A 24,647-nucleotide genomic window follows, 5' to 3' on the forward strand; every position below is an offset into this window, starting at 1 on the left:
CAATTTCTTGCGAATTTTCCGAATGAAAGCAAACTGGAAACCATTGTAGCCGCTTAAAACTAATCAACAGGGCCCTTAAAACTACGGAAAGACACTTTATATGAGTCAAATTACATCCCAAGAAACCGTATCCGTTGATGACCTTAGTCAAGGTATGACTGCTCCCGGTAAAGTAAACCATTTTCTAGAAGGTTATTTCAGGCACACAGATATAGACCGTATTCCAGAGAAATTAATGTTCATCATAGCCTGCGCCGATTCCCGCGAAGATATGGAGGTCAAGTTTGGTCTTAATTATGGCGAAGCCTTATTCTACAGGGCCGTCGGCGCGGTGGTCCCCGATCCTGATGATGAAATAGCCTCTCTTCCGATGAAGGCTGCACTTGAACACGCTCTTAAAAATCCTCATCAGGTTGAAATTGCCCTTCTTATTCCGCATACCCATTGCGGGGCTGTAAAAGCGCATATGACGGGAGAAGGGCCAAAGGCGCTCTTAACGGCGATGAGCGGCACTACAAATTTCAGCGGTATTTCGGGCAGCATAATGACACCGGAATTTAAACTTGTTTCCGATCCTGACGAGGTCATGGCGGTTTTAAGACAAGAAAATATGAATGAAGGAGTAAAGCATGCCGTGTTACGAAGCGCAGAAAGAGCCTGCATGGATGTAAGCCGTGACAATTTATTAAAATACCCCCAGATCAAAGAAGGTCTGAAGAGCGGAAAATTTAAGCTTTTAACAGGGCTTGATGATATCGCCTGCGACAATATCTCTTTTCAGATGGATGGGCACAGTGAAGGAAAGAATATTATCGAGAGATTCCTTCACCGATATAAAAATGCCACAGAAGGATTATACGATTCTGAAAACGGTGGTCGCATGCCCGAACTTGTTTTGAACGGGCAGCACCCCGAAGCCCTTTTTATCAGCGGTCTGAGCGGAGATCTTGGCAAAGTCTTCAGCGTTCGCATCGGCGATGCCTTCGTCCACAGACATACTTTCGGGTTGATCCCTCCCCCAAGACAGGACACATCACAGCCGGACCCGCTGGCTGCCACGATTGCTTTGGCTTTGATCAGCGGCGTAGAGACCTTCATCCATAAATTTCATGCGGACGGCACCTTTAGAAACTATATGGATGGAGATCTTCTGCCTTACTCCTCTCAATGGCTTGAGTACTGCATTCCGGATTTATCACAGATGAAAAATTCGGGAGCATCTTTGGATCAGGTGCGCCTGCACTGTATGCTCAAAAGCATTGAACATTTAAAACTCTATGACGGTGTTCAAGCGGCTATGAACGCCAGGAAGCTTTCGGTTTTATCTCTTTACGAAGATCCTGAAAAAAGGGAGCTTTTCGTTCCCGATAGGGATAAAAATTGTTTTGTTAAAGTCCTGCTGCCAGATGAAAATCCTGCCCCGCAAGAGAATCGAGCTTTTGAGCTGGCGTAATGGCGCGCAGGAAAAGTACTTACATATTTTTCTGTTGAACTCTTCGCGCAATTAAGATACACAATCATCCTCGGTACCACTAACAAAACCGAGACCTCATGTCCAAGCGCGCTGACATCACGTCCATCTGCATCTGCATTACCGGCCCTCATGTTTCTCCGTTTGAGCGGTTCAGAGAAAATATTCAGAAGGCCAAGGTCGCATGACGCAAGACTTGCTAAACGGATTTGAAGATTTCGTCCATTATCAATATGAGGATAGGACGGCTTTGATGCCTAAACTGGTTGAGGATGGTCAGGCCCCGAAATATTTCATCATCAGTTGTATCGATTCGCGCGCCAATCCAGGCACAATTTTCAGAGCCCGTCCGGGCACTTTTTTTGCGCATAAGGCGATGGGCGCTCTTGTGCGCCCATACAAGCAAGGCACGGCGCTGGCCGCCTCTTTGCAGTTTGCGCTTACATACAATAACGTCCCGAACGTTATCGTTTTAGGGCATACGCAGTGCGGTGCCATTGAAGCGCTATCGAAAAATCTTGAAGATGAGGAAATTACGAGCTTCATCAGCATGGCCAAAGCCTCACTCAAAAAAGCACAGGCCTGTTGTTCGGATCATGATGAAATATTGGCCATGACCGAAAAGGAAACCATCCTGCAAAGTGCGGAAAATCTAAAAACCTATCCCAGCGTTCAACGCGCTTTGGCCGAAAACCGCCTGAACATCAAGGCATGGCTGTTTGATATGAAAGAAGGACAATTGCTCGAATACAATATTCAGAATAAGGATTTTAGAATTATTTCGGCCTCTCATAAAACTGAAGACAGTCGAAAAGAGGAAAGCCATGGCTGAGCGCGTGAACACCCTTCAAACTGTCATCCCCGTGGAACGGATCGCGGCGGCGATTTACCTTATCCGGGGGGAGAAAGTGATGCTCGATTCCGATCTGGCGGAATTGTACGGGGTAACGACCGGTGCTTTAAATCAGGCCGTTAGCCGGAATGAAGAACGCTTTCCTGAGGATTTTTCTTTCCAACTCACTGAAATTGAATGGAAATCTTTGATATCACAAACTGTGATATCAAACACAGGCCGCGGTGGGCGTCGTAAATTACCCCGCGTTTTTACTGAACATGGCGCTTTGATGCTTTCCAGTGTTTTACGCAGCCAACAAGCAGCGCAGGTTAGCATCGCCGTTACAAGGGCTTTTGTCCATATGCGCAGATTGCTGGCGACAAATGAGGAATTGGCCCGGAAAGTGGCGCAGCACGATCAGCAGATCGCGAATTTATATGAACATGTGGAGCGGCTTTTGAGATGGCCAGAGCCGGAGAAAAAACCGATCGGGTATATTAAGGCGAAAGATGCGTGATATTTTGAACCGCAGAGACGCAGAGAGCGCGGAGGAAAGATGACAAAAAAATACTGGTTAATAGAGGGCTATGATAGCCTAGATAGAATATACGAAAGAAAAATACCGGTAGGTAGTATGACAGACAGTCAAATTACCAATGCTTTAAAAGCATTGGCAGCTAAAGAAGGCTTAGACCTCAATGAAATTATTGGAGCTTACGCAAAAAGGAAAACAAAAGTTGCTAATGACCTTTTAGAAGTTCGCAGAACCTCTCCGTTTTTTGGATATGAATGTGGAGAAAACCCTTATTTTATTGCGAGAGTAGTAGAAGACAATGCCTAAAAGAACTGACATAAACGTCAGGTTTGCCGCTCCGGAGGATGCGGAGCAGATGAGCGCTGTTGCGAACAGTAATTTTGTCCCTTTGGACAAATTATCCGAACGTGCGCATCAAGGCTTTACAATCTGGCCAAGAGATCAAAACGACTATGCAAATTGCATTGGCCGCTCTTCTCACGTGGCGGTTGCCGAGGATGCCGACGGTAAAATTGTCGGTCATATTCTGGCGTATGATATGGGAGTCTTTAAGCAAATAGCCCGCCAGTCCGGAAGTAAAAACCCCATACACCAATACAAAGAATATCCCGATACTTCCATTTTTTTAGATCAGATTACAATCAAACCCGATCATCATGGAATGGGAATTGGTTCGATGCTTGATGCGTTTTTGCGTGCGCATGCTCCGCAAAGCGATTTATGGGTTACTGACATTGTGCATAAACCAGTCAAGAATGAAGCGTCTGTCGCCTTTTTTGAGAATTTAGGATTTGAACTACAGGATGAGGTCGAGCACGACGGCTGGACTTTGGGAATTTATGAAAGAGAAATGAGACATGCCTAAAAGAACCGACATAAAATCCATCGCTATTATCGGGGCCGGGCCGATTGTTATCGGGCAGGCCTGCGAGTTTGACTATTCCGGCGCACAAGCTTGTAAAGCGCTGCGTGAGGAAGGATATCGGGTGGTGCTGATCAACTCCAACCCGGCGACGATCATGACCGACCCGGAGATGGCCGATGCGACCTATATCGAGCCGATTACCGCCAAAGTTGTCGCCAAGATCCTGCGCAGGGAACGTCCGGATGCGTTGCTGCCGACTATGGGTGGACAAACGGCGCTCAACACCGCTCTGGAGCTGGAAAAGATGGGTGTGCTCGAAGAGCTGGGCATTGAGCTGATCGGTGCGAAGGCGGATGTGATCGACAAGGCCGAAAACCGCGAGCGGTTTAAGCACTGCATGGAAAGTATCGGGCTGGAAAACCCGAAAAGCGCGGTGGTGCATTCCGTGGAGGAAGCGCGTGAAGCGCTTAAGACCCTTGGTCTGCCGACGATTATCCGCCCCTCCTTCACTCTTGGCGGCACGGGGGGCGGCGTGGCCTATAACCGCGAGGAATTTGAAAAGATTGTGCGCGAGGGGCTGGACGCTTCGCCGACCCATGAAGTGCTGCTTGATGAGAGCCTTTTGGGCTGGAAAGAGTATGAGATGGAGGTGGTGCGCGATAAAAATGATAACTGCATCATCGTGTGTTCCATCGAAAATATCGATCCGATGGGCGTGCATACCGGGGATTCGATCACGGTGGCCCCGGCCCTGACGCTGACCGATAAAGAATACCAGATCATGCGCAATGCCAGCATCGCTGTTCTGCGCGCAATTGGCGTTGAGACGGGCGGATCGAACGTGCAGTTCGGTATGAACCCCGATACAGGCCGCATGGTGGTGATCGAGATGAATCCGCGCGTCTCGCGTTCTTCGGCGCTGGCCTCTAAAGCCACAGGCTTTCCGATTGCGAAAATCGCGGCGAAGCTGGCCGTCGGCTATACGCTCGATGAGCTGGGCAATGACATTACCGGCGGGAAAACCCCGGCCTCGTTTGAGCCGACAATCGACTATGTCGTCACAAAAATTCCGCGCTTTGCGTTTGAGAAATTCAAGGGCGCCGAACCGCACCTGACCACAGCGATGAAGTCGGTGGGTGAAGCGATGGCGATTGGCCGTAATTTTGAGGAAAGTATTCAGAAAGCCATGCGCAGCCTTGAAAAAGGACTGACAGGCCTTGAACCGGTGGCGGACATGGAGATTGATGAAATCCGCGCCGAGATTGCCCGCGCCACGCCGCAACGCCTTCTTTACGTGGCCGAGGGCCTGTATCAAGGTCTGAGTATCGATGAAGTTTACAAGCTTTGCAAATTCGACAAATGGTATCTGGAACGGATCGATCATTTGATGAAGACCGAACGCGCGATGCGTGAAAACGGTCTGCCAACAACGGCTGAAGGCTGGATGAAGATCAAGAAACTCGGTTTTTCAGATACTCAGTTGGCCAAGATTATGAAGGTCGAAGAAGCCGATGTGCGCAAGGCGCGCTGGGCGCATGACGTTCATCCGGTTTACAAACGCGTGGATACCTGCGCGGCGGAAATCCCGTCGGATACGCCATATATGTATGGCACCTACGAAGGTGATGGGCTTAGCCCGGCTGAAAATGAAATTGATCCTTGTGAGAAAGAAAAAGTCATTATTCTGGGCGGCGGGCCGAACCGCATCGGTCAGGGTATCGAATTTGATTATTGCTGTGTGCATGCGGCCTATGCTCTGAAAGAGGCGGGTTATGAAACGATCATGGTCAACTGCAACCCGGAAACGGTTTCAACCGACTACGACACCTCGGACCGGCTATATTTCGAACCGCTCACCGAAGAAGATGTGATTGAATTAATCCGCGCCGAGCAAGCGTTCGGTCGGGTTAAGGGCGTGATCGTCCAGCTTGGCGGTCAGACACCGCTCAAGCTTGCCGATGCATTAGAGCGTGAAGGCATTCCTATTCTCGGGACCAACCCAGACGCGATTGATCTGGCTGAAGATCGCGAACGTTTTCAAAAGCTGGTCAACGACCTCGGCCTCAAACAGCCGCCCAACGGGCTGGCCTCTTCTGCGGAAGAAGCCTTTGAAAAGGCCGAAGGGATCGGCTTCCCGCTCGTTGTACGCCCCTCTTACGTGCTAGGCGGGCAAGGTATGGAAATCGTGCATAACATGGATGAGTTGAAGCGCTATATTAATATTGCAGTGAAGGTTTCGGGCGATTCTCCTGTTTTGCTCGACCGTTATCTCAAAAGCGCGATTGAATTGGATGTTGATGCGCTGTGTGATGGGACGGATGTGTATGTCTCAGGCATCATGGAACATATCGAAGAAGCGGGCATTCACTCGGGCGATAGTGCCTGCGTGTTGCCGCCGCATTCCCTGCCCTCTGAAACCGTGGCGGAGTTGGAACGCCAGACCATCGCGCTGGCCAAAGCGCTGAATGTTATAGGCCTGATGAACGTGCAATTCGCGGTGCGTCCGGATGATGATACCGGTGAACTGGTGATTTATCTGATTGAGGTCAATCCGCGTGCCAGCCGTACGGTGCCGTTTGTTGCCAAGGCGACCGGCGTCCCGGTGGCTAAAATCGCTGCACGCCTGATGGCCGGTGAAAAGCTTAAAGATTTTAAGAATATCCTTGTCGGTATGCCGAGTACGCACAGCGCGGTAAAGGCTCCAGTTTTTCCGTTCAACCGTTTCCCCGGTGTTGAGCCCCTGCTCGGCCCTGAGATGAAATCCACCGGTGAGGTGATGGGTATTGATAAAAATCTGGCGCATGCGATTGCGAAATCTCAGCTCGCGGCGGGCACATTGTTGCCCAAATCCGGGACGGTGTTCCTGTCGGTGAAAACCGCCGATAAGGAGGCGTTACTGCCGATTTCTCAGGAGCTAGAGGCGATGGGCTTTGATCTGGTCGCCACGGGCGGAACGTGCCGTTATCTGGATGAACACGGCGTGAAGGTCGAACGGATTAACAAGGTTCTGGAAGGCCAGCCTCACGTGCTGGATGCGATGATCAATGGCGAGATTGCGCTGGTGATTAACAGCACGACGAAATCATCGCAGGCCGTAGCCGACAGCAGCTCGATCCGACGCATGGCGTTGATGAACAAGATTCCGTATTACACGCTACTCACCGCGGCCAGCGCGGCGGTCAAAGCGATTGCGGCGATCAAGGCCAAGGATATCGAGGTCGCGCCGTTGCAGGAGTTTTTCCCGGTCGGGGCCAAGGCCAAAAAAGACGCGGCGTAAGCTTTTATTGACATAATATTAAATCCTTATTACCTTACGAAAAATAAATTCAGTTAAGGAGCGTCGTTATGAGTCTTTTTGTTTATAAATTTGGGGGAGCAATTAAAACCGCATTTGCTATTTCCGCAGATCTTGACAGTAGCGACTCTGGACAAAACGCAACCATTATTCACCATTCCATACCCAATGCACACCGAACAGCGTGTGACAAGCAAGATATTGTAAACATCCCTGTCGACGCTTTCGAAAAGTTTACAGAAGGCGTGATGGCTGCTGGCGGACAATCAAAAATTTTAGTCTTGGATACTACTTACGACAAGACAAAAGATCGGCGTGACCCAGATGCATATAGTGGCGGTCAAAAAGCCATGCATCATGCATATAATAATGGTTATGATGCATTTAGAAGCTTTATAGATGAGCACACACCCAATAGGGTTTAGGATCTATACATCAATCTTGACGAAAACTAAAATTTCGCATAGCATCGCGTTAATCCCCGCCGCGTTTGGCGGGTTTTATTTTGAAGACCCCACCCGTCATTGCGAGGAAGGCCGAATGGCCTGACGCGGCAATCCATCTTCAGAACAAGAGTATAAGAGTTGGATTGCTTCGCTACGCTCGCAATGACGAAAAAAGGATAGAACGACATGGAACAGATTCCTGTTACCAAAATCGGTTTTGAAGGTTTAGAGGCCGAATTGAAAGATTTGAAAACCGTGCAGCGCCCGAATGTGATTGAGGCGATTGCCACAGCGCGCGAACATGGCGACCTGTCGGAAAATGCGGAATATCACGCCGCGCGTGAACAGCAGAGTTTTATCGAAGGGCGCATTAAAGAACTTGAAGCGGTGATTGGGCGAGCGCAGGTGATTGATCCATCCACCCTGTCCGGTAGCGCGGTGAAGTTCGGCGCAACCGTGACCATAGTTGATGAGGAAACGGATGAAGAGTCCACCTATCAAATCGTTGGTGATTATGAGGCCGACCTAGCACACAGCAAAATCTCCATTAGCTCTCCAATTGCGCGTGGGCTGATTGGAAAATCAGAAGGCGATTCTGTCGTGATTCAAACACCGAAAGGTAAGGGCGATTACGAGATTTTGGCGGTGAAATATAAATAAAGCCTGGTTATTGCTCAATCGGGACGCCAGCTTCGTCTTTGGCGCTGCGGATATTGAGCGAAGATTTTACCGAGACTACATTGGGCGCTGTGGTCAGTTCATGAGTCAGAAATTCCTGATAGCTATCCCAGTCTTTAGCCACAATTTTCAGGATGAAATCGACATCGCCGGCCAGCATATGACATTCGCGCACCATCGGCAGCTCAACCATGTGTTTTTCAAAGGCTTCGAGGTCTTTTTCGGCTTGTGACTCAAGGCGCACCATAGCATACACCGTGACGCTGTAGCCCAGAATTGCCGGATCAATCTGCGCGTGGTAGCTGTGAATATAGCCTGCCTCTTCAAGTGCGCGCACACGGCGCAGGCATGGCGGCGCTGAAATACCGACGACTTTGGCCAATTCGACATTGGTCATTCGGCCATCAGCTTGTAGATTTTGCAGGATTTTTTTATCAATAGCATCGAGTTTTGAACGGCGCATGGAGGGGTTCTTTTTTAGATTAAATCGTTTCACAAAGACCTATGAGCTTGATATAAAGTTGCGCAAGCCATGATGCAAGAACTTTCAAAAAATACGGCAAAAAATATTACCTGCTGGGTTGTTACCGAAGGCCTTGCGGGCACGGAAAACCAATGTCTTGGCGTGGCCGAGGCTCTGGGCATAGTGCCGGAAGTTAAACGCATAGAGCTTCGTCAGCCGTGGAAAAGCCTCTCGCCCTATTTGGGCTTTGAGCAAAACTGGAGCTTCTCCCCTGCCCTTACGGGGCCATGGCCAGATTTACTGCTTGCCTCGGGGCGTAAATCGATTGCAGCTTCGCGCTATATTAAAAAGGCAAGCGGCGGAAAAACATTTACCGTGCAAATTCAGGATCCGCGCATTTTTCCAAAGCAGTTTGATCTGGTTGCGGTGCCCGCGCACGATCCGACACGTGGGGAAAATGTGATTGTCACGACCTCAGCGCCCAACCGAGTTACACCGAAAAAGCTGGAAACCGCAAAAGCGGAATTTTCACAGTTCGGCAAGCTTTCGACTCCGCGCGTGGCGGTGTTAATTGGCGGCAGCAGCAAAGCCTATGGGATGACCAGCGAGATTACGCGGCGATTGGCGGCGCAACTCAAAAACATTGATGCCAGCTTGATGATTACTGCTTCGCGCCGCACCGGCGCAGAGAATGAAGCGATTTTGCGCAGAGAATTGGGCAATCATTATTTCTGGAACGGGCAAAGTGAAAATCCGTATTTTGGCCTGCTGGCATGGGCGGATTTTATTCTGGTTACCGCCGACAGTGCTTCGATGTTGTCCGAAGCTTGCACGACCGGCAAACCCGTTTACATGATTCCTCTGGAAGGTGGTCACCCGCGTATTGACAAGCTCCACGAAAACCTTAAACAATCTGGGTGTTTACGTGATTTTGACGGTAATCTTGAGGGTTGGTTGTACGAACCTCTTAACGATGCTGATTTGATCGCCCATGAAATTAGAAAGCATATAAAATTATGAATGAAACGCATCATACAAAAGTTTTGATTATCGGCTCCGGCCCAGCGGGGTACACGGCGGCAATTTATGCGGCACGCGCTAATCTGGAGCCGATTTTAGTGACTGGGTTTGAGCCGGGCGGACAGTTAATGATCACCACGGAAGTTGAAAATTATCCCGGTTTTGCCGATGTCATTCAGGGGCCGTGGCTGATGGAGCAAATGAAGCTTCAGGCCGAGCATGTCGGCACAACCCTGATTAATGATTATATAAAGGAAGTCGATTTTTCTACACGTCCGTTTAAAGCAATTGGTGATCAGGGCACGGTTTATACAGGTGATAGCGTTATTATTTCTACCGGAGCGAAAGCTCGCTGGCTTGGCCTGCCATCAGAGGAGAAGTTTCGTGGAAAAGGCGTTTCGGCGTGTGCAACGTGCGATGGGTTTTTCTTCCGCGGTAAAGACGTTGCGGTTGTCGGCGGAGGAAACTCTGCGGTCGAAGAGACATTATTCCTGACGAATTTCTGTTCGAAAGTTACGCTAATTCATCGCCGTAATTCTTTGCGCGCCGAGAAAATCATGCAAGATCGTTTATTTGAAAACGAAAAAGTCGAAGTAATTTGGGACAGCACCGTTGAAGAGGTTCTGGGTGATGATTCGGGAATGACAGGTCTACGCCTCAAGAACGTTAAAACCAGTGAAGAGAGTACGCTGGAGGCTGATGGAATGTTTGTGGCGATTGGTCATGATCCGGCGACCGAGATTTTTAAAGGCCAGATCAAGATGGATGAGGCGGGCTATATCGACACGGCTGCAGATTCTACAGCGACTTCTGTACCGGGCATTTTTGCTGCCGGAGACGTTGCTGATCACGTCTATCGTCAAGCTGTCACAGCTGCGGGGATGGGCTGCATGGCTGCGTTGGAAGCCGATCGGTTTTTAGCCGTGCAACATACTCCTAACAACAGAAATCCTGCACATGCAGCGGAATAAAACAGCATAAAATACACCCAAAACATTCCGCACCGCCTCGTTTTTAATTGCTATCAACGAAGTAAAGTAACGTTTTTCGAGTAAAAAACGACATATTTTTTCCTTCTGAAGATGTTGAAAACGCAGGCGAGATGTCCTATAACCCCGGGATCAACACTATGTTGATAAGGGTCGTAACAGATCCTTACGTCTCCCAGACGTGAAACCTCCCTGTTCAACTCGCCGGGCCCACTATATTTTGTAGTGGTTGCCCGGTTTTTTTTACTATGTTGACGTTAAATTAAATATTGCTTTTTTGGTATTTTTGTATCATAAGGAAGTACGCACGTGCCTATGGCCCTATGTCGGTTATGCAACGACGTATATCTTGTAGTTAACTTGAGGCTTTGCCTCCTTTAGCATAGGGTTTACCGTTGATGACCGACGATACTTTCCAGGGAAGTCTGGAGGCTTCCGCACTTACATTCTCGCATTCAGATCAGATTTCTTTTGATGATATTCCGCCGCGCTCCGGGGCTGCAGACATTGATTCTGACGTGATCGACGATTATATCAGAACCTTACGCCCTACTGTTCCCGTGGCTATCCTAAAACCGCAAAAACTTTCGCAAAGAGCCAAGGAATTTACCAAATCGTTTACCGGCTGCGCTCTTTATGCCGTGAAATGCAATCCGGATGAAGTCTTGCTAAAAACCATGTATGCGAACGGAGTCCGTCGTTTTGATGTGGCTTCTATTAGCGAAGTTCGTCTCATAAGAGGACTGTTTCCAAGGGCTAAGATTTATTTTATGCATCCTATCAAGGCTCCGGAAGCTATTCATGAAGCCTATATAAACCATAAGGTAAGGGCTTTTGTTCTGGATTATGCCGATGAACTGGACAAAATTCTTTATGAAACCAATGCAGCGGCGGATCTTGAACTTTTTGTACGACTGGCCGTACCGAAGGACAACCAAGGCAGCGATGTGGCGACCGATTTTTCCAGCAAATTTGGAGCCAAGCCTGAATATGCTGCCGAACTACTCAGACTCTGCCGTCCTTATTGTAAGAAGCTGGGTTTAAGTTTTCATGTTGGAACACAGTGCCAAGACCCTTCCGCGTATTCGAAAGCTATTGCCCATGCCGCAAATGTTATTGAGGAAAGTGGTGTTAGTGTTGATGTTCTCGATATTGGCGGCGGATTTCCTGCTGAATTAGATACAGAAAATCCGATGGCCCCTATTCAGGCTTTTACACGAGAAATTGAGGGTGCTGTGCGTGTGAACGGGCTTAAGGAACTCGAGCTGCTGTGCGAAATCGGACGCGGGCTTGTTGCCTGTGCTGGCGCTCTTGTTGTACGTGTTGAGGGGCGCAAAGACGATCTCCTTTACCTTAATGACGGCACTTATGGAGGTTTGTTTGAAGCCGGCGGCTCCATTGGCCTTGCCTACCCTGCGCATTTGATCCGCCGTGAAGAGCGTTCTTTTGAAGGCCCCGTTAAGCCTTTCCGTTTTGCAGGCCCAACCTGCGATTCTGTTGATATGATGAAGGGCCCTTTTATGCTGCCTGCCGATGTTCAAACCGGTGACTGGATCAGGTTAGAGCAATTAGGCGCTTACGGTGAAGTTTCACGAACAGATTTTAATGGTTTCGGATCGGCTCGGAAAATCGTCGTGTAGTATGAATCTCACGGCGTAGGAGTAACAAGGAAAATAACTAGTGGGGAAATAAAATGAGCGCACTCGGCGTTTTTGTCGTTCTGTATATGGTGATCTCAATCGCGATTGGTCTGTATGCTTCGCTGCGAGTCAGGACCTCCACCGATTATGTTCTTGCCGGGCGCTCGCTCCCCATTTATGTAACCATTGCTACAGTCTTTGCAACATGGTTTGGCTCGGAAGCCGTACTCGGCATGCCTGCGACCTTCATGGAGGAAGGGCTGGGTGGAATTGTAGCCGATCCGTTCGGTGCAGGGCTGTGCCTGGTTTTTGTCGGCCTATTCTTCGCCGCGAGGCTCTACCGCATGAAACTGCTGACTATTGGCGACTTCTACCGCCAACGCTACGGTAAAACTGTCGAGATTCTGGTTTCTCTTGCTATCTGTGTCAGCTATCTCGGCTGGGTTTCAGCCCAGATCGTCGCGCTGGGACTGACCATTAGCTTAATCTCTGGTGAAGCTATTTCCTTTGAGGTTGGCATGCTCATCGGCCTGAGCATCGTCCTGCTTTATACCATCTTCGGCGGGATGTGGTCGGTTGCGATCATGGACTTCCTGCAAATGATGATGATTCTCATGGGATTGCTGATTGTCGCTTGGTTAATCGCCGGACGGGTCGATGGCGGCTTTATGGGAGTCGTTCACGACGCCGCCGCTAACAATAAATTCGATTTCTGGCCGGATCTGAACCCGGCGGCTATCCTCGCCTTCATCGGCGCATTCGTGACGCTGGCGCTCGGCTCAATTCCGCAACAGGACGTCTTTCAGCGCGTCATGTCGGCGAAAGACGAAAAGACCGCCGTGCGCGGCACTGTCATTGGCGGCACGTTCTATATCTTCTTTTGCTTTGTGCCAATTTTTATCGCCTATGGCGCAACCCTGATTGATCCGAACCTGGTCACAACGCATATGGGCGAAGGCGGAGATCCGCAGCGTATCTTACCTGAATTTATTCTGAACGGCGTACCGATGCCTATTCAGGTCATGTTCTTTGGTGCTCTTCTTTCGGCGATCATGTCTACAGCCTCGGGTACGTTGCTGGCGCCTTCGGCGATTCTGGCCGAAAACATTTTCAAGGAGATTCTGGTCTCCAAACTCGACGATAAGCATCTGCTTACTGTCCTGAGAATCTGCGTTTTTTGTTTCGGTCTGGTCGTACTGGCCTACGCTTACTTAAGTACATCAGCTGGCTTAAGTATTTTCGAGATGGTCGAGAACGCTTATCTCGTTACGTTGTGCGGGGCCTTCGTGCCGCTAGCCTTCGGTGTATACTGGAAAAAAGCCACCAATGCCGGGGCGCTGCTTTCCATCGCCTGCGGCGTCATTACCTGGTCTGTGCTGGAATATCTCAACGTGCGAATGGCCGCGCAAGACGAATCCATGCTGGTCCCGCCGCAACTCGCCGGACTGTTTATGGCGATTTTTGGCATGATCGCCGGTAGTCTGCTGCCACAGATCAATCCGCCAAAAGCTGAGAAACAACCGAGCTAATTCCAATACTATTACAAACGCATTTTAATGGTTTCGGATCGGCTCAAAAAATTCTATTCTGGCTTTTATTTTCAGAAGTAGAGAGTTTTTGTAGCTGTGAAGACCAATCAAAATACTGTTGTTGTCCTGTTTAACTATGGCGGCGGGATGCGCGGCCTTATCCCCGCGCATCTTATGTCGAAAATCGAAGAGGTTACCGGCCTGCCTATGGCAGACATGGTTGATATTTTCGCCGGACCTTCAACGGGCGCTATCTTGAATGCGGCGCTCAATATTCCACATGATGATGACCCTTTGCGGCCCAAATGGCGGGCGCGGCATATGGTGAAATTTTACGAACGCGAAGGCATTAAGATTTTTCCACGCGATCGCTTTCGGGATTTCCGCGCCTTTGTGCATGATTTTAACAATCGGACGATGAAGATCGGCCAGTTGCAGGGGCTTATGCGCAAGGGGCATTACGATCCGTCTTACCTTTCCTATTGCCTGCGCGGATTGTACGGTAAGCGCACGCTTTCCGAAACACTTAAGAGCCTTATTATTCCGGTTTATAATATTGATGGCGAACAGCTTGATTTGGTTGAAGAGGCTGGAGAAACCGACAATACGCCGGTTCATACGAAAAATAACTTTATTGATGGCGGCGGGCATGCAGTATGGCTCAAAAACATTCAACAGCGCCGTAATCAGCGCAAAACGCCGGATGTCGAATTGCATGATGCCATATTGGCCAGTGCGGCGGCGCCGACATACTTCCCTTGTCATCATTTTAAAAGCCAAAATCCGGCCACAGGCAAAATCGTTGAATATTCCGGCATTGACGGCAGCATTTTCGACAACCCTTGCGTTTCCTATCATGGGGCTATCCGCCAGCATTTGGACGCTGGAACGCGGGTGATTATGATTTTGCTGGGCACGGGCTATACGCACCGTTCATTCAAAAAAGAAGACTGGAACAGCTATGGCGGGCTTGGCGTTGTTGATCCGGTGAATGATCTACCGCTGATCAATATTTTGTTCCATGCGCCGGAATCGGCGCTTATTGAAAGTTTTCGGCAAGAGCTGGGCGATGATTTGTTTGTATTTAACAAATCTCTGGTGGCCGATATTGGCAAGCCGGATGCGGTGAACATGGCGATTGACGACGCCGGATCAGAAAATTTAAAGCGGATGAGCCACTTCTCTGAGGCAATTCTAGAAGAACAGAGCCAGGAATTTGACCGGCTCTGTCATATTTTGGTGCGTAACCGCGACTCTAAGCCACAAAAACGCAGTTTTTGGTCCCGGTTGTTGGACTAAATGTTTAAGCTGCCTTCGCCTCGCCTTGTAATGCCGCGCAGGCGCGCTGGATGCGCTTGCAGGCCTCGGTGAGTGCCTCGGTTGATGTCGCATAGGAGATGCGGAAATGCGGCGACAGGCCGAAGGCTTCGCCATGCACACACGCGACGCCTTCGCTTTCCAGCAAATAGGTGACGAAGTCTTCATCACTTTCGATCACCTTGCCGTCCGGCGTCGTTTTACCGATGCAGCCCGCGCACGAGGGATAGACATAAAACGCGCCTTCGGGGGTGATGCAGGAAATGCCGTCGGCCTCATTGAGCATATCAACCACCAAATCGCGGCGCTGCTTAAATACGGCGTTGCGCTCGGCGAGAAAAGATTGATCGCCGTTCAGCGCGGCCACAGCGGCAGCTTGGGAAATTGAGCACGGGTTGGAGGTGCTCTGGCTTTGAACTTTGGCCATGGCCTTAATCAAATCTTTCGGCCCGCCGGCATAACCGATCCGCCAGCCGGTCATTGCGTAGGCTTTGGATATGCCGTTAACGGTCAGGGTGCGGTCATAAAGCCTGGGTTCAACCTGGGCAGGCGTGGCGTATTCAAACCCGTCATAGACGAGGTGCTCATACATATCATCGGTCATAACGTAGACATGCGGGTGTTTGAGCAACACGTCGGTGAGCGCTTTAAGCTCGTCATGGCTATAGGCGCCGCCGGTCGGATTGGAGGGCGAGTTAAAGATCAGCCATTTTGTTTTCGGAGTGATCGCAGCCTCGAGATCCTCCGCACGAAGTTTGAAATTATTGTTTTCCGGACAATCAACAATAACAGGCGTGCCTTCAGCCAACAGCGTCATATCGGGGTATGACACCCAATACGGCGCGGGGATAATCACTTCATCCCCCGGATTCACAGAGGCCATCAGCGCATTGTAAAGAATCTGTTTCCCGCCGGTGCCGACGGTGATTTGTTCGCGAACATAATCCAGATCGTTATCGCGTTTGAACTTTGCAATAATCGCATCTTTGAGTTCCGGCGTACCGTCCACGGCGGTATATTTGGTTTTGCCTGCATCAATGGCAGCCTTGGCAGCGCCCTTGATAAAATCTGGCGTATCGAAGTCCGGCTCACCGGCTCCCAGGCCGATCACGTCGCGCCCGGCGGCTTTAAGCTCCTTGGCCTTGGTCGATACGGCTATGGTCGGTGAAGGCTTAATACGGCTGAGGCGATCGGCAATGATGGACATAGTTTTTCCTTTTTCTTGTTCATATTTCTTGTTCATAGCCATGTTTTTATTTAGCTTGTTTCACATAGATGAATCTTTTTGTGTTAGAGTCTTACCTCTTGTTGTAAGAATTTCCCATTGGATTGGCAAGTTCCGTATTGTATTCCTTTTTTAATCGCTGAAATGTAAATCAGAAACCCACATGAAAGATTTTTATAACCAGCACAAGCTTTCCATTAAAATCGTCGTTTCATTGGCGATTATGGCGCTGCTGGCTATGCGGATGGATATAAGCGCGCTTGGTGAGCATGTTGGCCATATTCAGGGTTCGATCTGGTTGCTGGCTGCAGGAATGATTTTTGTACAGATTTTGGCACTGTCTTATCGCTGGTTTTTGCTTATAAACGCCCATGAAAGCCGAATTACTTATCGTAATGCGGTGCGTGTAACACTGGCGAGTATGATTGCTAATTATCTGTTCATTACATCAATCGGGGGGATCATCGTACGCGTGGCAATGAGTGTGCAAAGCGGAATCTCGCTGGTGCGCTCGATTGCCGCGACCGCGCTTGACCGGGTGATGACCTTGCTTGCGCTGCTCATCCTTACCGCTTTATTTCTGCCGGTGCTCAGCGCAATTGCCAGTCATGATGTTGTGCATCAGGCCGTGTTTATTTTGAGCCTCTTTGCCAGCGGTGCGTTTCTCTTCGCTTTGCTGATGTTTGACACATTCCGGCGGCGAATTATTTTCTCTCATCGGAAAGTGGCGATGTGCTTTCAATATTTGCGTACGGTGATGACGGACCACAACATGATGGGCAAGATTCTTACCAGCAGTCTGGTTGGGCAGGTGGCCTATTTTGCTGCTGTATATGTGGTTACGGCCTCAATGGGCGTAGAATTTTCGTGGCTATATTTTATTTCAATTCTGCCGTTGATTACGGTCATTGCCAGCTTGCCCGTCGGTTATGGCGGTTGGGGAATTCGTGAAGGTGCCTTTGTTTATGGGCTGGGGCTGATTGATATTCCCATTGAGATTGCTTTTGCCGTATCCGTGCAAATCGGTTTAATCAGTATGCTCTGCGCGTTTATCGCTGGCGTCCCTGCGCTAGTCTTGCGGCGGAGTTCACCCTTTAAGTTTTCGGTATTATCACGTTAAAGATGATGGGCATTGCGCGTATTTCCGCTTCGCTACTTTTTCTTTTTGCTGTTGCATTGCAAATTCAAATCACTTTATTTGCCGCTGATGATTATATTGGTCTGCGCGCCAATCTGGCCGATTTGCTATTACCGTTTGCGGGCGTTTTAATCGCGGGAAGCTTGCTGTTGAAAAAATCATGCTGGCCACATTGGCAACGACCGTTTGGATATTGGGCCCCTGCCCTTCTCAGCATTATTATCGGCTTTGCACTGGTGAATGGATATTGGGCGCAGGGCGGCTGGAGTCATTGGGCGCTGTTTAACAAGGGCATCGGCTGGTGCGTATTGATGGCGTATTTACTAGCCGGAGGATGGCTGTGCACCAACAAGCCTGAAGAAATTCTGCGCTGGTTTATTACACCGTTTATTGCCTTTCTGATCCTTGCAATTACAGGCGACAGCATCGTACGCATTCTTTATACCCATGGCTATCTGCCATCATTATCGCTTTTCGGTTATAGTTTTGGGCGAGATCTGGCCGGTTTTATGGTCAACCGAAACGCGTTTGCGTTTTTATATTTATGCGCACTGATCCTCGGCAGTATGCAATTGGCGCTGCATCCGGCGCTTAACCGGCTACAAAAGATCGGGTTTATGGCGCTGTGGTTTTTATTACCTTTATTTCTTGTTTTAAATCTATCACGGGCTTCTTTGCTGGTTTTGGTTCCGCTAGCGTTGTATCTGCTTATATCCCAAAGATGCCTTTTTTTGCGGGTTTGTTTGCCTCTGACGTTAGCAGGACTGTTGCTTGTGCCTTTTGCAAATTTTGCGAATGTCGAAAATGCTCTGCACAATCTTGGCAAAATTTCGCATGTGCAGGCTCATGTCAAAAACGAAGGTTCATTGCCCTATGAGGAGTCTGTTTATCGCGGTGATCAGGTGCGAATTCAGATTATTCAAGATAGTTGGGGATTGATCAAAGAACATCCACTTACCGGCGCAGGGATTGGAACTATATTAAAGCTGCAACAAGATGAAGGGCGGCAGTATGTATCGGTGATTGATAATACGCCGCTGTGGCTTTTGACCGAGATGGGGCCGTTTGGCTTGCTGGGGTTTGTTAGCGTTTATGTTTCCATATTACTGACCCTGCTTCGTAAGCGCCGTGATGCTGATCCGGAAAATCAAGCCTTTATCATGAGCGCGGTGTTGATTCTTCTGGCGTTTGGGATTTATTCTCTGCTGCATGAAATTCTTTATGCCCGGTTTTTCTGGTTTATTTTGGGGATGAGTTTAGCCTTGCCTACTGCGCGTCTTCAGCAATAAGGGGGCGAAGGATTTCTAAATTTTCCAGCGATGCGGCAGATGAAAAATCTATCCTCTGCTGCGTGAACCAACGGGCAAGCGGCGTGAGGATCGGATCTTTCGGACCATTAGCTAGATAGTTTTGCAGGCGCGGGACATGCTTTAAATAGGCGGGATTTTCATCGATTACGGCCTGCTTGATGAATTGACCGATAACGCGGCAATGGAACTGCGTAGCGAGAATGCGAAACCAGATGCGTTCGTCTTCACTTAATTGATCAAGAATGTGGCTTTTTACCTCTGCAGGAACATCGCGGCGCGCATCTTCGAGGATATTACCAAGATCGTAGGGACGGGGGCCGAGCATAGCCCCCTGAAAATCGAGAATGCCGCAGCGTTTTAGGCCTGTTTCACTGGGCAACCACATCAAATTTTGTGCATGAAAGTCTATATGCAGAAACCCTTGCCGGACTGGAGGAGCACTGGACTCAATTCCCCGCCAAACAGTGAGGTATTCTTCAACCAACCCTTCTTCATTAGGCGTTCCGCGCATTAGCGGTATAAACCAATCAACGATGCGGCGATGACGGCGATGAACATGAGCGTCGTAATAATCGGGGAGATCCAGCGAACAATTTTGCGCAGCGATATGGTCCAGAATGTCGCGTGCCAAGCCGTATAACATGGACGCGTCTTCGCCAGAATCTAACGCGTCGCGAAAACATAAATCGCCAAGATCTTCGAGCAGCAAATATCCGTTTTTCAGGTCTTGTTCATAAATCTCGGGGGCCTTAAGGCCAATGTCGCGGAGCCAACTGGCGATGCGGATAAAATCATCAAGGCTGTGGCCAGGCGTGGCATGGGTAGAGCCGTCGGGAACCGTTTCCATTAAAATTGCGTTTTGCGATCCTTTGGATACCCGGAAATAACGGCGGATAGAGGAATCCTGTCCAACTGAATGCATTATTTCCCAACCATGTTTTTTTAAAAACATCTGGCGATGATCCTCGTCAAAGAGAAGATTTTGTAATGCTTGAGACACGCCGGTCTCCTTTGATTAATGACGTTAATCAGTTTTCTTTTGTTTGGATGCTATTGCGCGCAGGGCATCGACGTGGGCCTGTGAGGTTGGTGCGCGCTTGCGCGGCGCGCCTGCATCTTCGAGACCGAACATCTGGCTGGAGCCTGCTATAGCTTTAAGAATTTCAAAGCCAAAAGCTTCTTCATTTGAAGCCTTTGATTTTTGAGTTGCCTGCGGTTTTTCCGGTTTCAATCCTGCCTTGGCACGTGCGGCATCGGCGCGCCCCGAAGCCACACGCTCTATATTATAGGCCACAATGCCGGAAAGGTGCGGCTTGGCCAGCGCGTGAAGCAGCTTGGCATCTTCGAAGGTCCAGGCAATGATCTGCTGGCGGGCTTTGATCTGATTCCCGCCACTGAGCTTTAAAGCCTCTTTAATACGGTTTTCGGCGTATTCTAGTGACATACGCGGCCTCCTTTTCGGGCTGATGACCTTTCATTCCTTATACTCTGTCAGGATGACATATTTTGCAAGATTGACCAAGCTCTTAAGATTTATTGGCGGCATAATCACGAATTTCACGGCGGAATGGGGTGAAGATTGAAATGTGCAATGCACCTGGTAACTCGAAATGAGCCTGCAGACCTACAAAAAATCGCTTTTCATGTTCGCGATGGGTGCTAATTGCCTCAATCACTCCGTCTGGGGCATAGGCTTCGACTCTGAAAACCTCCCGTAAATCTTTATTGCGATCATGTTGCCAGAATTCATGGGTGATGCCTTGCATATGGATGGAGTTTACGAAGAAGTTTTTCTTATCATAGATGCTATCCAGAAGGCCGCCAGGCACGATTTCTATTTCGTGGACGGGGCGATCCATGGTTTCAAAGCAGCGGGTGCCGTCGGCCAGAACAGCATTATAGCCTTGGGCGTGATTGATTTGAGTATTCAGCGTTTCAAGCGCACCGCCAAAGGCCACAAGCATTTCCTGCATACCGCGGCAAATACCCAATGTCGGGATGTTTAAGGCGTAGGCTTTTTGGGCCAATGCAATGGCTGTGCGGTCGCGGGCAATATCGCGCTGCTGTGCTATGGAGAGATGGTCATTGAGTTGGCCTGGATCGTAGAAATACGGATTGATGTTTGAATCACCACCGGGAAGCAGCAAGCCATGAATACGGTCTAAGATTTCATCAATATTTTCAGCACCAACGGGAATATATTCAACATTCATCCCTGCTTTTTCAAATGGACGCGCCCAGCGTTCACAAATAGATACCTCACCATTTTCATTTCTTTCGGCGAGGATGCCAACGCGGACATGATTGTCCGGTTTTATATTCTTGTGGGCGTTCATGATGTCTCTTTTTATGCTAAAATATTAAAAAACAATAAAATTATGCGGTTATTTCCATCAATTCTTTCATCAGGTTTTGCACACCTTTGACGCGCCGGGCAACGCTGTCCCACTGGCGGATGGCAACGAGTTTGTGATCTGGGCGCATTTTCAGGGCGCCGCCTTTGGACGTCATCCAGTGCATCAAGCCTTCGATATTAGGCGGAGTGTTATTGTGAAAACCGATAACTGCACCTTTTGGCCCTGCTTCTACCGATGAAACTCCGGCTTTTTTACAGAGTTGTTTAATGGCGACAATGTCGAGCAGATTTTGCACTTCTTCGGGAAGATCGCCGAAACGATCAATCAATTCAGCGGCGAAGGCTTCGATGTCTTGCGACTCTAAAAGATCAGTGAGACGGCGATACAGGCTCATACGCACGCCAAGATCCGGCACATAAGTTTCGGGAATAAGCACGGACGCCCCGAGATTGATGGTGGGCGACCAGCCTTCATCCTGCGCAGGCATATTATCGAGCGAAACGCCCTCGCGGGCTATGGCAACCGCTTCTTCGAGCATTTGCTGGTATAGCTCGACACCGACTTCCTTGATATGACCGGATTGCTGATCGCCGAGCAGGTTTCCGGCACCACGGATGTCCATGTCGTGAGAAGCAAGTTGAAAACCACTGCCGAGCGTATCGAGCGTCTCCATGACTTCGAGGCGTTTTTGCGCTTGAGGATTTAATGGCGCGTTAGCGGGGTATGTGAGATAGGCATAAGCGCGCATCTTTGAACGGCCAATGCGTCCACGGATCTGGTAGAGCTGTGCCAAGCCGAACATATCGGCGCGGTGAATTACGAGTGTATTGGCGCGTGGAATGTCGATGCCGCTTTCAATGATATTAGTAGCAAGCAAGACTTCGTAGCGGCCTTCGTAAAAAGCGCTCATACGATCTTCAAGTTCGGTTGGGGACATTTGCCCGTGGGCGGTGATAATTTTAACCTCAGGTACGAGGTCTTTGAGCATATCTTCAAGCTCATCCATGTCGGCGATGCGCGGGCAAACGTAAAAACTCTGGCCGCCGCGATAATGTTCACGTAGCAGCGCTTCACGGATAACATGCGTGTCGGTGGGCATGACGAAGGTACGCACGGCGAGACGGTCAACGGGCGGGGTCGTGATGAGCGACATTTCCTTGACGCCGGTAAGTGACATTTGCAGCGTGCGCGGGATAGGCGTGGCTGTCAAAGTGAGGACATGCACATTGTTTTTTAGCTCTTTGAGGCGCTCTTTTTGTTTGACGCCGAAACGTTGTTCTTCATCAACAACCAAAAGGCCGAGATTGCTGAATTTTATACCCTTGCCGAACAACGCATGCGTACCGATGACGATATTGACGCTACCGTCGGTGAGGCCGTCTTTGATGGTATTGGCTTCTTTTGTAGAGACAAGCCGCGAGAGTTGTTTGATACGCAAGTTTGTGCTGGCAAAACGTTTGGTAAAATTAAGATAGTGCTGGCGTGCGAGCAAGGTGGTCGGTGCAACAATAGCAACCTGAAAACCGTCCATTGCGGCGACATAGGCTGCGCGCAGGGCAACTTCGGTTTTACCAAAGCCGACATCGCCGCAAACAAGACGGTCCATGGGGTGCGACCCGGCAAGGCTTTCCAGCACGTCGTTAATGGCGCGTTCCTGATCGTCAGTTTCCGCGTAAGGAAAGCGGCTGGCGAATTCGTGGTATAGTTCTTTGGAGACTTCGATAGGTTGTGTCTTACGGAGTTGGCGTTCGGCTGCGATTTTGAGAAGACCATCGGCCATGGCCATCAAATCTTTTTTAACGCGGGCTTTGCGGGCCTGCCATCCTGCCCCACCGAGTTTATCAAGCTGGACCGCACCTTCATCAGCACCAAAGCGTGAGAGGACTTCGATATTTTCTACCGGTACGAAGAGACGGTCGCCGCCGGCATATTCGATCTTGAGGCAATCATGCAGAGTGCCTGCGGCTTCCAGAGTTTCGAGTTGGAGGAATTTGCCGATGCCGTGGTCGATATGGGTGACAAGGTCGCCTTCATCAAGACTTGAGACTTCGCGTAAAAAATTTTCGGCTTTTTTGCGCCGATTGCTCTTGTGTGCAAGGCGGTCGCCGAGGATGTCTTGCTCGGTCAACACCGCAAGATCATCGGACGTAAACCCGTGCTCAAGACCTAAAATGACAAAGCCGATATCGCGAGGTTTGAGCTTTTTAAAATCTTCGGCGTTTGTCACCGCTTTGATCGGGCCGATTCCATCTTCTTCCATCAACCCTTGCAAGCGTTGCTTTGAGCCTTCGGAAAAACAGGCGATGAGGATTTTACGCTCGCCGTTGGCGAGGCCGGCTATGTGAGTTTTTAGTTCGTCGATAACGTCGCCATCGGGAAGCGCACGGATGTCGGCAAAGTCGCGGGCTTTTTTGACGGGGGAATGTCCCTGCCCCGGCGCACCAAAAGGGGAAAGAAGCTGTGCATCTGCAACCGTAGCAGCCCATTCGATTTCGCCCAGATATAATCGTTCAGGTGGCAACGGATTATAGAACGCACCGGAAAGACTGATGTCTTTGGATTTTTTCTTCTTTTTGAGGGCTGCGTCTTTGAGGGTTTGACGTGACTGATAGAAATCGCGAATTTGCTTGAGGCGCTCCCCTTCGGCGCGGCGGGCGTGGTGATCGAGAATTACTTCATATTGCCCAGCATAATCGAGCACTGTGCTCATGCCTTCATAAAAGAGCGGCAACCAATGTTCCATACCATTATAACGCCGCCCTTCTGAGACGGATTCGTACAAAGGATCGGAGCCTTGTACGACACCAAAGGCTTCACGATAGCTGCTGCGGAAACGATCAATGGATTCTTCATTGAGGAAGAATTCAGTGACGGGCCGGAGCTGGAGGCTTTTAACATCTGTGTGGGTGCGTTGCGTCAGCGGATCAAAGCTGCGGATAGTTTCAATCTCATCACCAAACAGATCAAGGCGCAGTGGATCGCTATAGCCGGGCGGAAACAGATCAATGATGCCGCCTCGCATGGCGTATTCTCCCGCCTCGCGCACGGTTTGCGTGCGGGTATATCCATTCTGTGTGAGAAAATTTTGCAGCGCGGCTACATTTAGAGGGCTGCCTTTTTGCGCGGCAAAAGACGCACCGTCCAGTACATCCTTGGGCATAACCCTCTGCGTTACGGCATTGATGGTGGTCAAAACAATGCGAGGATAACGCTTGGATTCTTTCTCCCAGTTTAGCATCTGCGTCAGCGCTGTGACTCTTTTGACAACAATATCTGCATTTGGCGACACACGGTCATAGGGCAAACAGTCCCAAGCAGGAAATTCGATTACATGCGCGTCGGGTGCGAAGAAAGCCAGAAGTTCTCCCAGGATAGCCATGCGCGCATCGTCGAGTGCGATATGAACCAGCACTTTATCAGCAGGCATAATCTCACGCGCACGCGCGGCCAGCAACCTTGCATCCTGTCCTTCTACTGCGCCGTAAATGACGTTTTGAGAAACTTCAATATTTTCTGCGGTTTGAGCCATAAATC

At 49.6% G+C, this 24,647-nt stretch carries 21 protein-coding genes; 15 read left to right on the forward strand and 6 right to left on the reverse strand.

Going from position 1 to position 24,647, the window contains the following annotated elements; translation table 11 throughout:
* Positions 1 to 100: 100 nt before the first annotated feature.
* The 8 genes from H6859_04975 to greA all read left to right on the forward strand — a co-directional run bounded on the left by H6859_04975 (position 101) and on the right by greA (position 8,107).
* Positions 101 to 1,453, forward strand: a complete 1,353-nt coding sequence (locus H6859_04975; protein ID USO06525.1) for a hypothetical protein — start codon at positions 101 to 103, stop codon at positions 1,451 to 1,453.
* A 202-nt stretch (positions 1,454 to 1,655) separates the two neighbouring features.
* Complete coding sequence (locus H6859_04980; protein ID USO06526.1) at positions 1,656 to 2,303, forward strand: hypothetical protein; 648 nt, start codon at positions 1,656 to 1,658, stop codon at positions 2,301 to 2,303.
* The gene (locus H6859_04985) at positions 2,296 to 2,823 is read left to right on the forward strand and encodes an ORF6N domain-containing protein (protein USO06527.1); all 528 of its coding nucleotides are present in this window, start codon (positions 2,296 to 2,298) and stop codon (positions 2,821 to 2,823) included. Before H6859_04980 ends, H6859_04985 begins: the two co-directional genes overlap by 8 nt.
* Before the next feature lie 39 nt (positions 2,824 to 2,862).
* Complete coding sequence (locus H6859_04990; protein ID USO06528.1) at positions 2,863 to 3,147, forward strand: hypothetical protein; 285 nt, start codon at positions 2,863 to 2,865, stop codon at positions 3,145 to 3,147.
* Positions 3,140 to 3,706, forward strand: coding sequence for a GNAT family N-acetyltransferase (locus H6859_04995; GenBank protein USO06529.1), 567 nt, complete (start codon positions 3,140 to 3,142; stop codon positions 3,704 to 3,706). The genes H6859_04990 and H6859_04995 overlap by 8 nt, the downstream gene beginning before the upstream one ends.
* The gene (gene carB / locus H6859_05000; GenBank protein USO06530.1) at positions 3,699 to 6,983 is read left to right on the forward strand and encodes a carbamoyl-phosphate synthase large subunit; all 3,285 of its coding nucleotides are present in this window, start codon (positions 3,699 to 3,701) and stop codon (positions 6,981 to 6,983) included. The genes H6859_04995 and carB overlap by 8 nt, the downstream gene beginning before the upstream one ends.
* Before the next feature lie 68 nt (positions 6,984 to 7,051).
* Complete coding sequence (locus H6859_05005; GenBank protein ID USO06531.1) at positions 7,052 to 7,426, forward strand: hypothetical protein; 375 nt, start codon at positions 7,052 to 7,054, stop codon at positions 7,424 to 7,426.
* 207 nt (positions 7,427 to 7,633) lie between these two features.
* Positions 7,634 to 8,107 (forward strand): transcription elongation factor GreA, encoded by a 474-nt coding sequence (gene greA / locus H6859_05010; GenBank protein USO06532.1) that lies wholly within the window; start codon positions 7,634 to 7,636, stop codon positions 8,105 to 8,107.
* Between the two features lie 7 nt (positions 8,108 to 8,114).
* Here greA and H6859_05015 read toward each other — a convergent pair whose 3' ends face one another.
* The gene (locus tag H6859_05015; protein USO06533.1) at positions 8,115 to 8,588 is read right to left on the reverse strand and encodes an Lrp/AsnC family transcriptional regulator; all 474 of its coding nucleotides are present in this window, start codon (positions 8,586 to 8,588) and stop codon (positions 8,115 to 8,117) included.
* Between the two features lie 72 nt (positions 8,589 to 8,660).
* Here H6859_05015 and H6859_05020 point away from each other — a divergent pair, with 72 nt between their 5' ends.
* The 5 genes from H6859_05020 to H6859_05040 all read left to right on the forward strand — a co-directional run bounded on the left by H6859_05020 (position 8,661) and on the right by H6859_05040 (position 15,065).
* Entirely contained in the window at positions 8,661 to 9,608 is a 948-nt protein-coding gene (locus tag H6859_05020; protein ID USO06698.1) for a mitochondrial fission ELM1 family protein, read from the forward strand.
* Positions 9,605 to 10,579: a thioredoxin-disulfide reductase gene (trxB, locus tag H6859_05025; GenBank protein USO06534.1), complete on the forward strand. Its 975-nt coding sequence runs from the start codon at positions 9,605 to 9,607 to the stop codon at positions 10,577 to 10,579. The genes H6859_05020 and trxB overlap by 4 nt, the downstream gene beginning before the upstream one ends.
* A 416-nt stretch (positions 10,580 to 10,995) precedes the next feature.
* The gene (locus H6859_05030) at positions 10,996 to 12,237 is read left to right on the forward strand and encodes a type III PLP-dependent enzyme (GenBank protein USO06535.1); all 1,242 of its coding nucleotides are present in this window, start codon (positions 10,996 to 10,998) and stop codon (positions 12,235 to 12,237) included.
* A 53-nt stretch (positions 12,238 to 12,290) separates the two neighbouring features.
* Positions 12,291 to 13,766, forward strand: a complete 1,476-nt coding sequence (locus tag H6859_05035; protein ID USO06536.1) for a sodium:solute symporter family protein — start codon at positions 12,291 to 12,293, stop codon at positions 13,764 to 13,766.
* 147 nt (positions 13,767 to 13,913) lie between these two features.
* On the forward strand, positions 13,914 to 15,065 hold the full coding sequence (locus tag H6859_05040; protein ID USO06699.1) for a patatin-like phospholipase family protein: 1,152 nt from the start codon (positions 13,914 to 13,916) through the stop codon (positions 15,063 to 15,065).
* A 4-nt stretch (positions 15,066 to 15,069) separates the two neighbouring features.
* Here H6859_05040 and H6859_05045 read toward each other — a convergent pair whose 3' ends face one another.
* Positions 15,070 to 16,290: an aspartate transaminase gene (locus H6859_05045; GenBank protein USO06700.1), complete on the reverse strand. Its 1,221-nt coding sequence runs from the start codon at positions 16,288 to 16,290 to the stop codon at positions 15,070 to 15,072.
* Positions 16,291 to 16,471: 181 nt separating this feature from the next.
* On the opposite strand from H6859_05045, the gene H6859_05050 reads away from it, so the two are divergent.
* A complete protein-coding gene (locus tag H6859_05050; GenBank protein ID USO06537.1) occupies positions 16,472 to 17,428 on the forward strand; it encodes a flippase-like domain-containing protein in 957 nt (318 codons plus the stop codon).
* 2 nt (positions 17,429 to 17,430) lie between these two features.
* Entirely contained in the window at positions 17,431 to 18,735 is a 1,305-nt protein-coding gene (locus H6859_05055) for an O-antigen ligase family protein (protein ID USO06538.1), read from the forward strand.
* On the opposite strand, the gene H6859_05060 is transcribed toward H6859_05055, so the two are convergent.
* From H6859_05060 to mfd, 4 genes are all read right to left on the reverse strand, one after another.
* Positions 18,713 to 19,756 carry a phosphotransferase gene (locus H6859_05060; GenBank protein USO06539.1) on the reverse strand — a complete coding sequence of 348 codons (1,044 nt, stop codon included), beginning with the start codon at positions 19,754 to 19,756 and terminating at the stop codon, positions 18,713 to 18,715. The genes H6859_05055 and H6859_05060 overlap by 23 nt on opposite strands.
* 24 nt (positions 19,757 to 19,780) lie before the next feature.
* Positions 19,781 to 20,200 carry a hypothetical protein gene (locus H6859_05065; GenBank protein ID USO06540.1) on the reverse strand — a complete coding sequence of 140 codons (420 nt, stop codon included), beginning with the start codon at positions 20,198 to 20,200 and terminating at the stop codon, positions 19,781 to 19,783.
* An 82-nt stretch (positions 20,201 to 20,282) separates the two neighbouring features.
* Complete coding sequence (locus H6859_05070) at positions 20,283 to 21,092, reverse strand: gamma-glutamyl-gamma-aminobutyrate hydrolase family protein (GenBank protein ID USO06541.1); 810 nt, start codon at positions 21,090 to 21,092, stop codon at positions 20,283 to 20,285.
* Positions 21,093 to 21,132: 40 nt separating this feature from the next.
* The gene (gene mfd, locus H6859_05075; protein USO06542.1) at positions 21,133 to 24,642 is read right to left on the reverse strand and encodes a transcription-repair coupling factor; all 3,510 of its coding nucleotides are present in this window, start codon (positions 24,640 to 24,642) and stop codon (positions 21,133 to 21,135) included.
* Positions 24,643 to 24,647 lie beyond the last annotated feature (5 nt).

The organism is Rhodospirillales bacterium (genome assembly GCA_023898785.1).
Classification (GTDB): Bacteria; Pseudomonadota; Alphaproteobacteria; order Micavibrionales; family Micavibrionaceae; genus TMED27.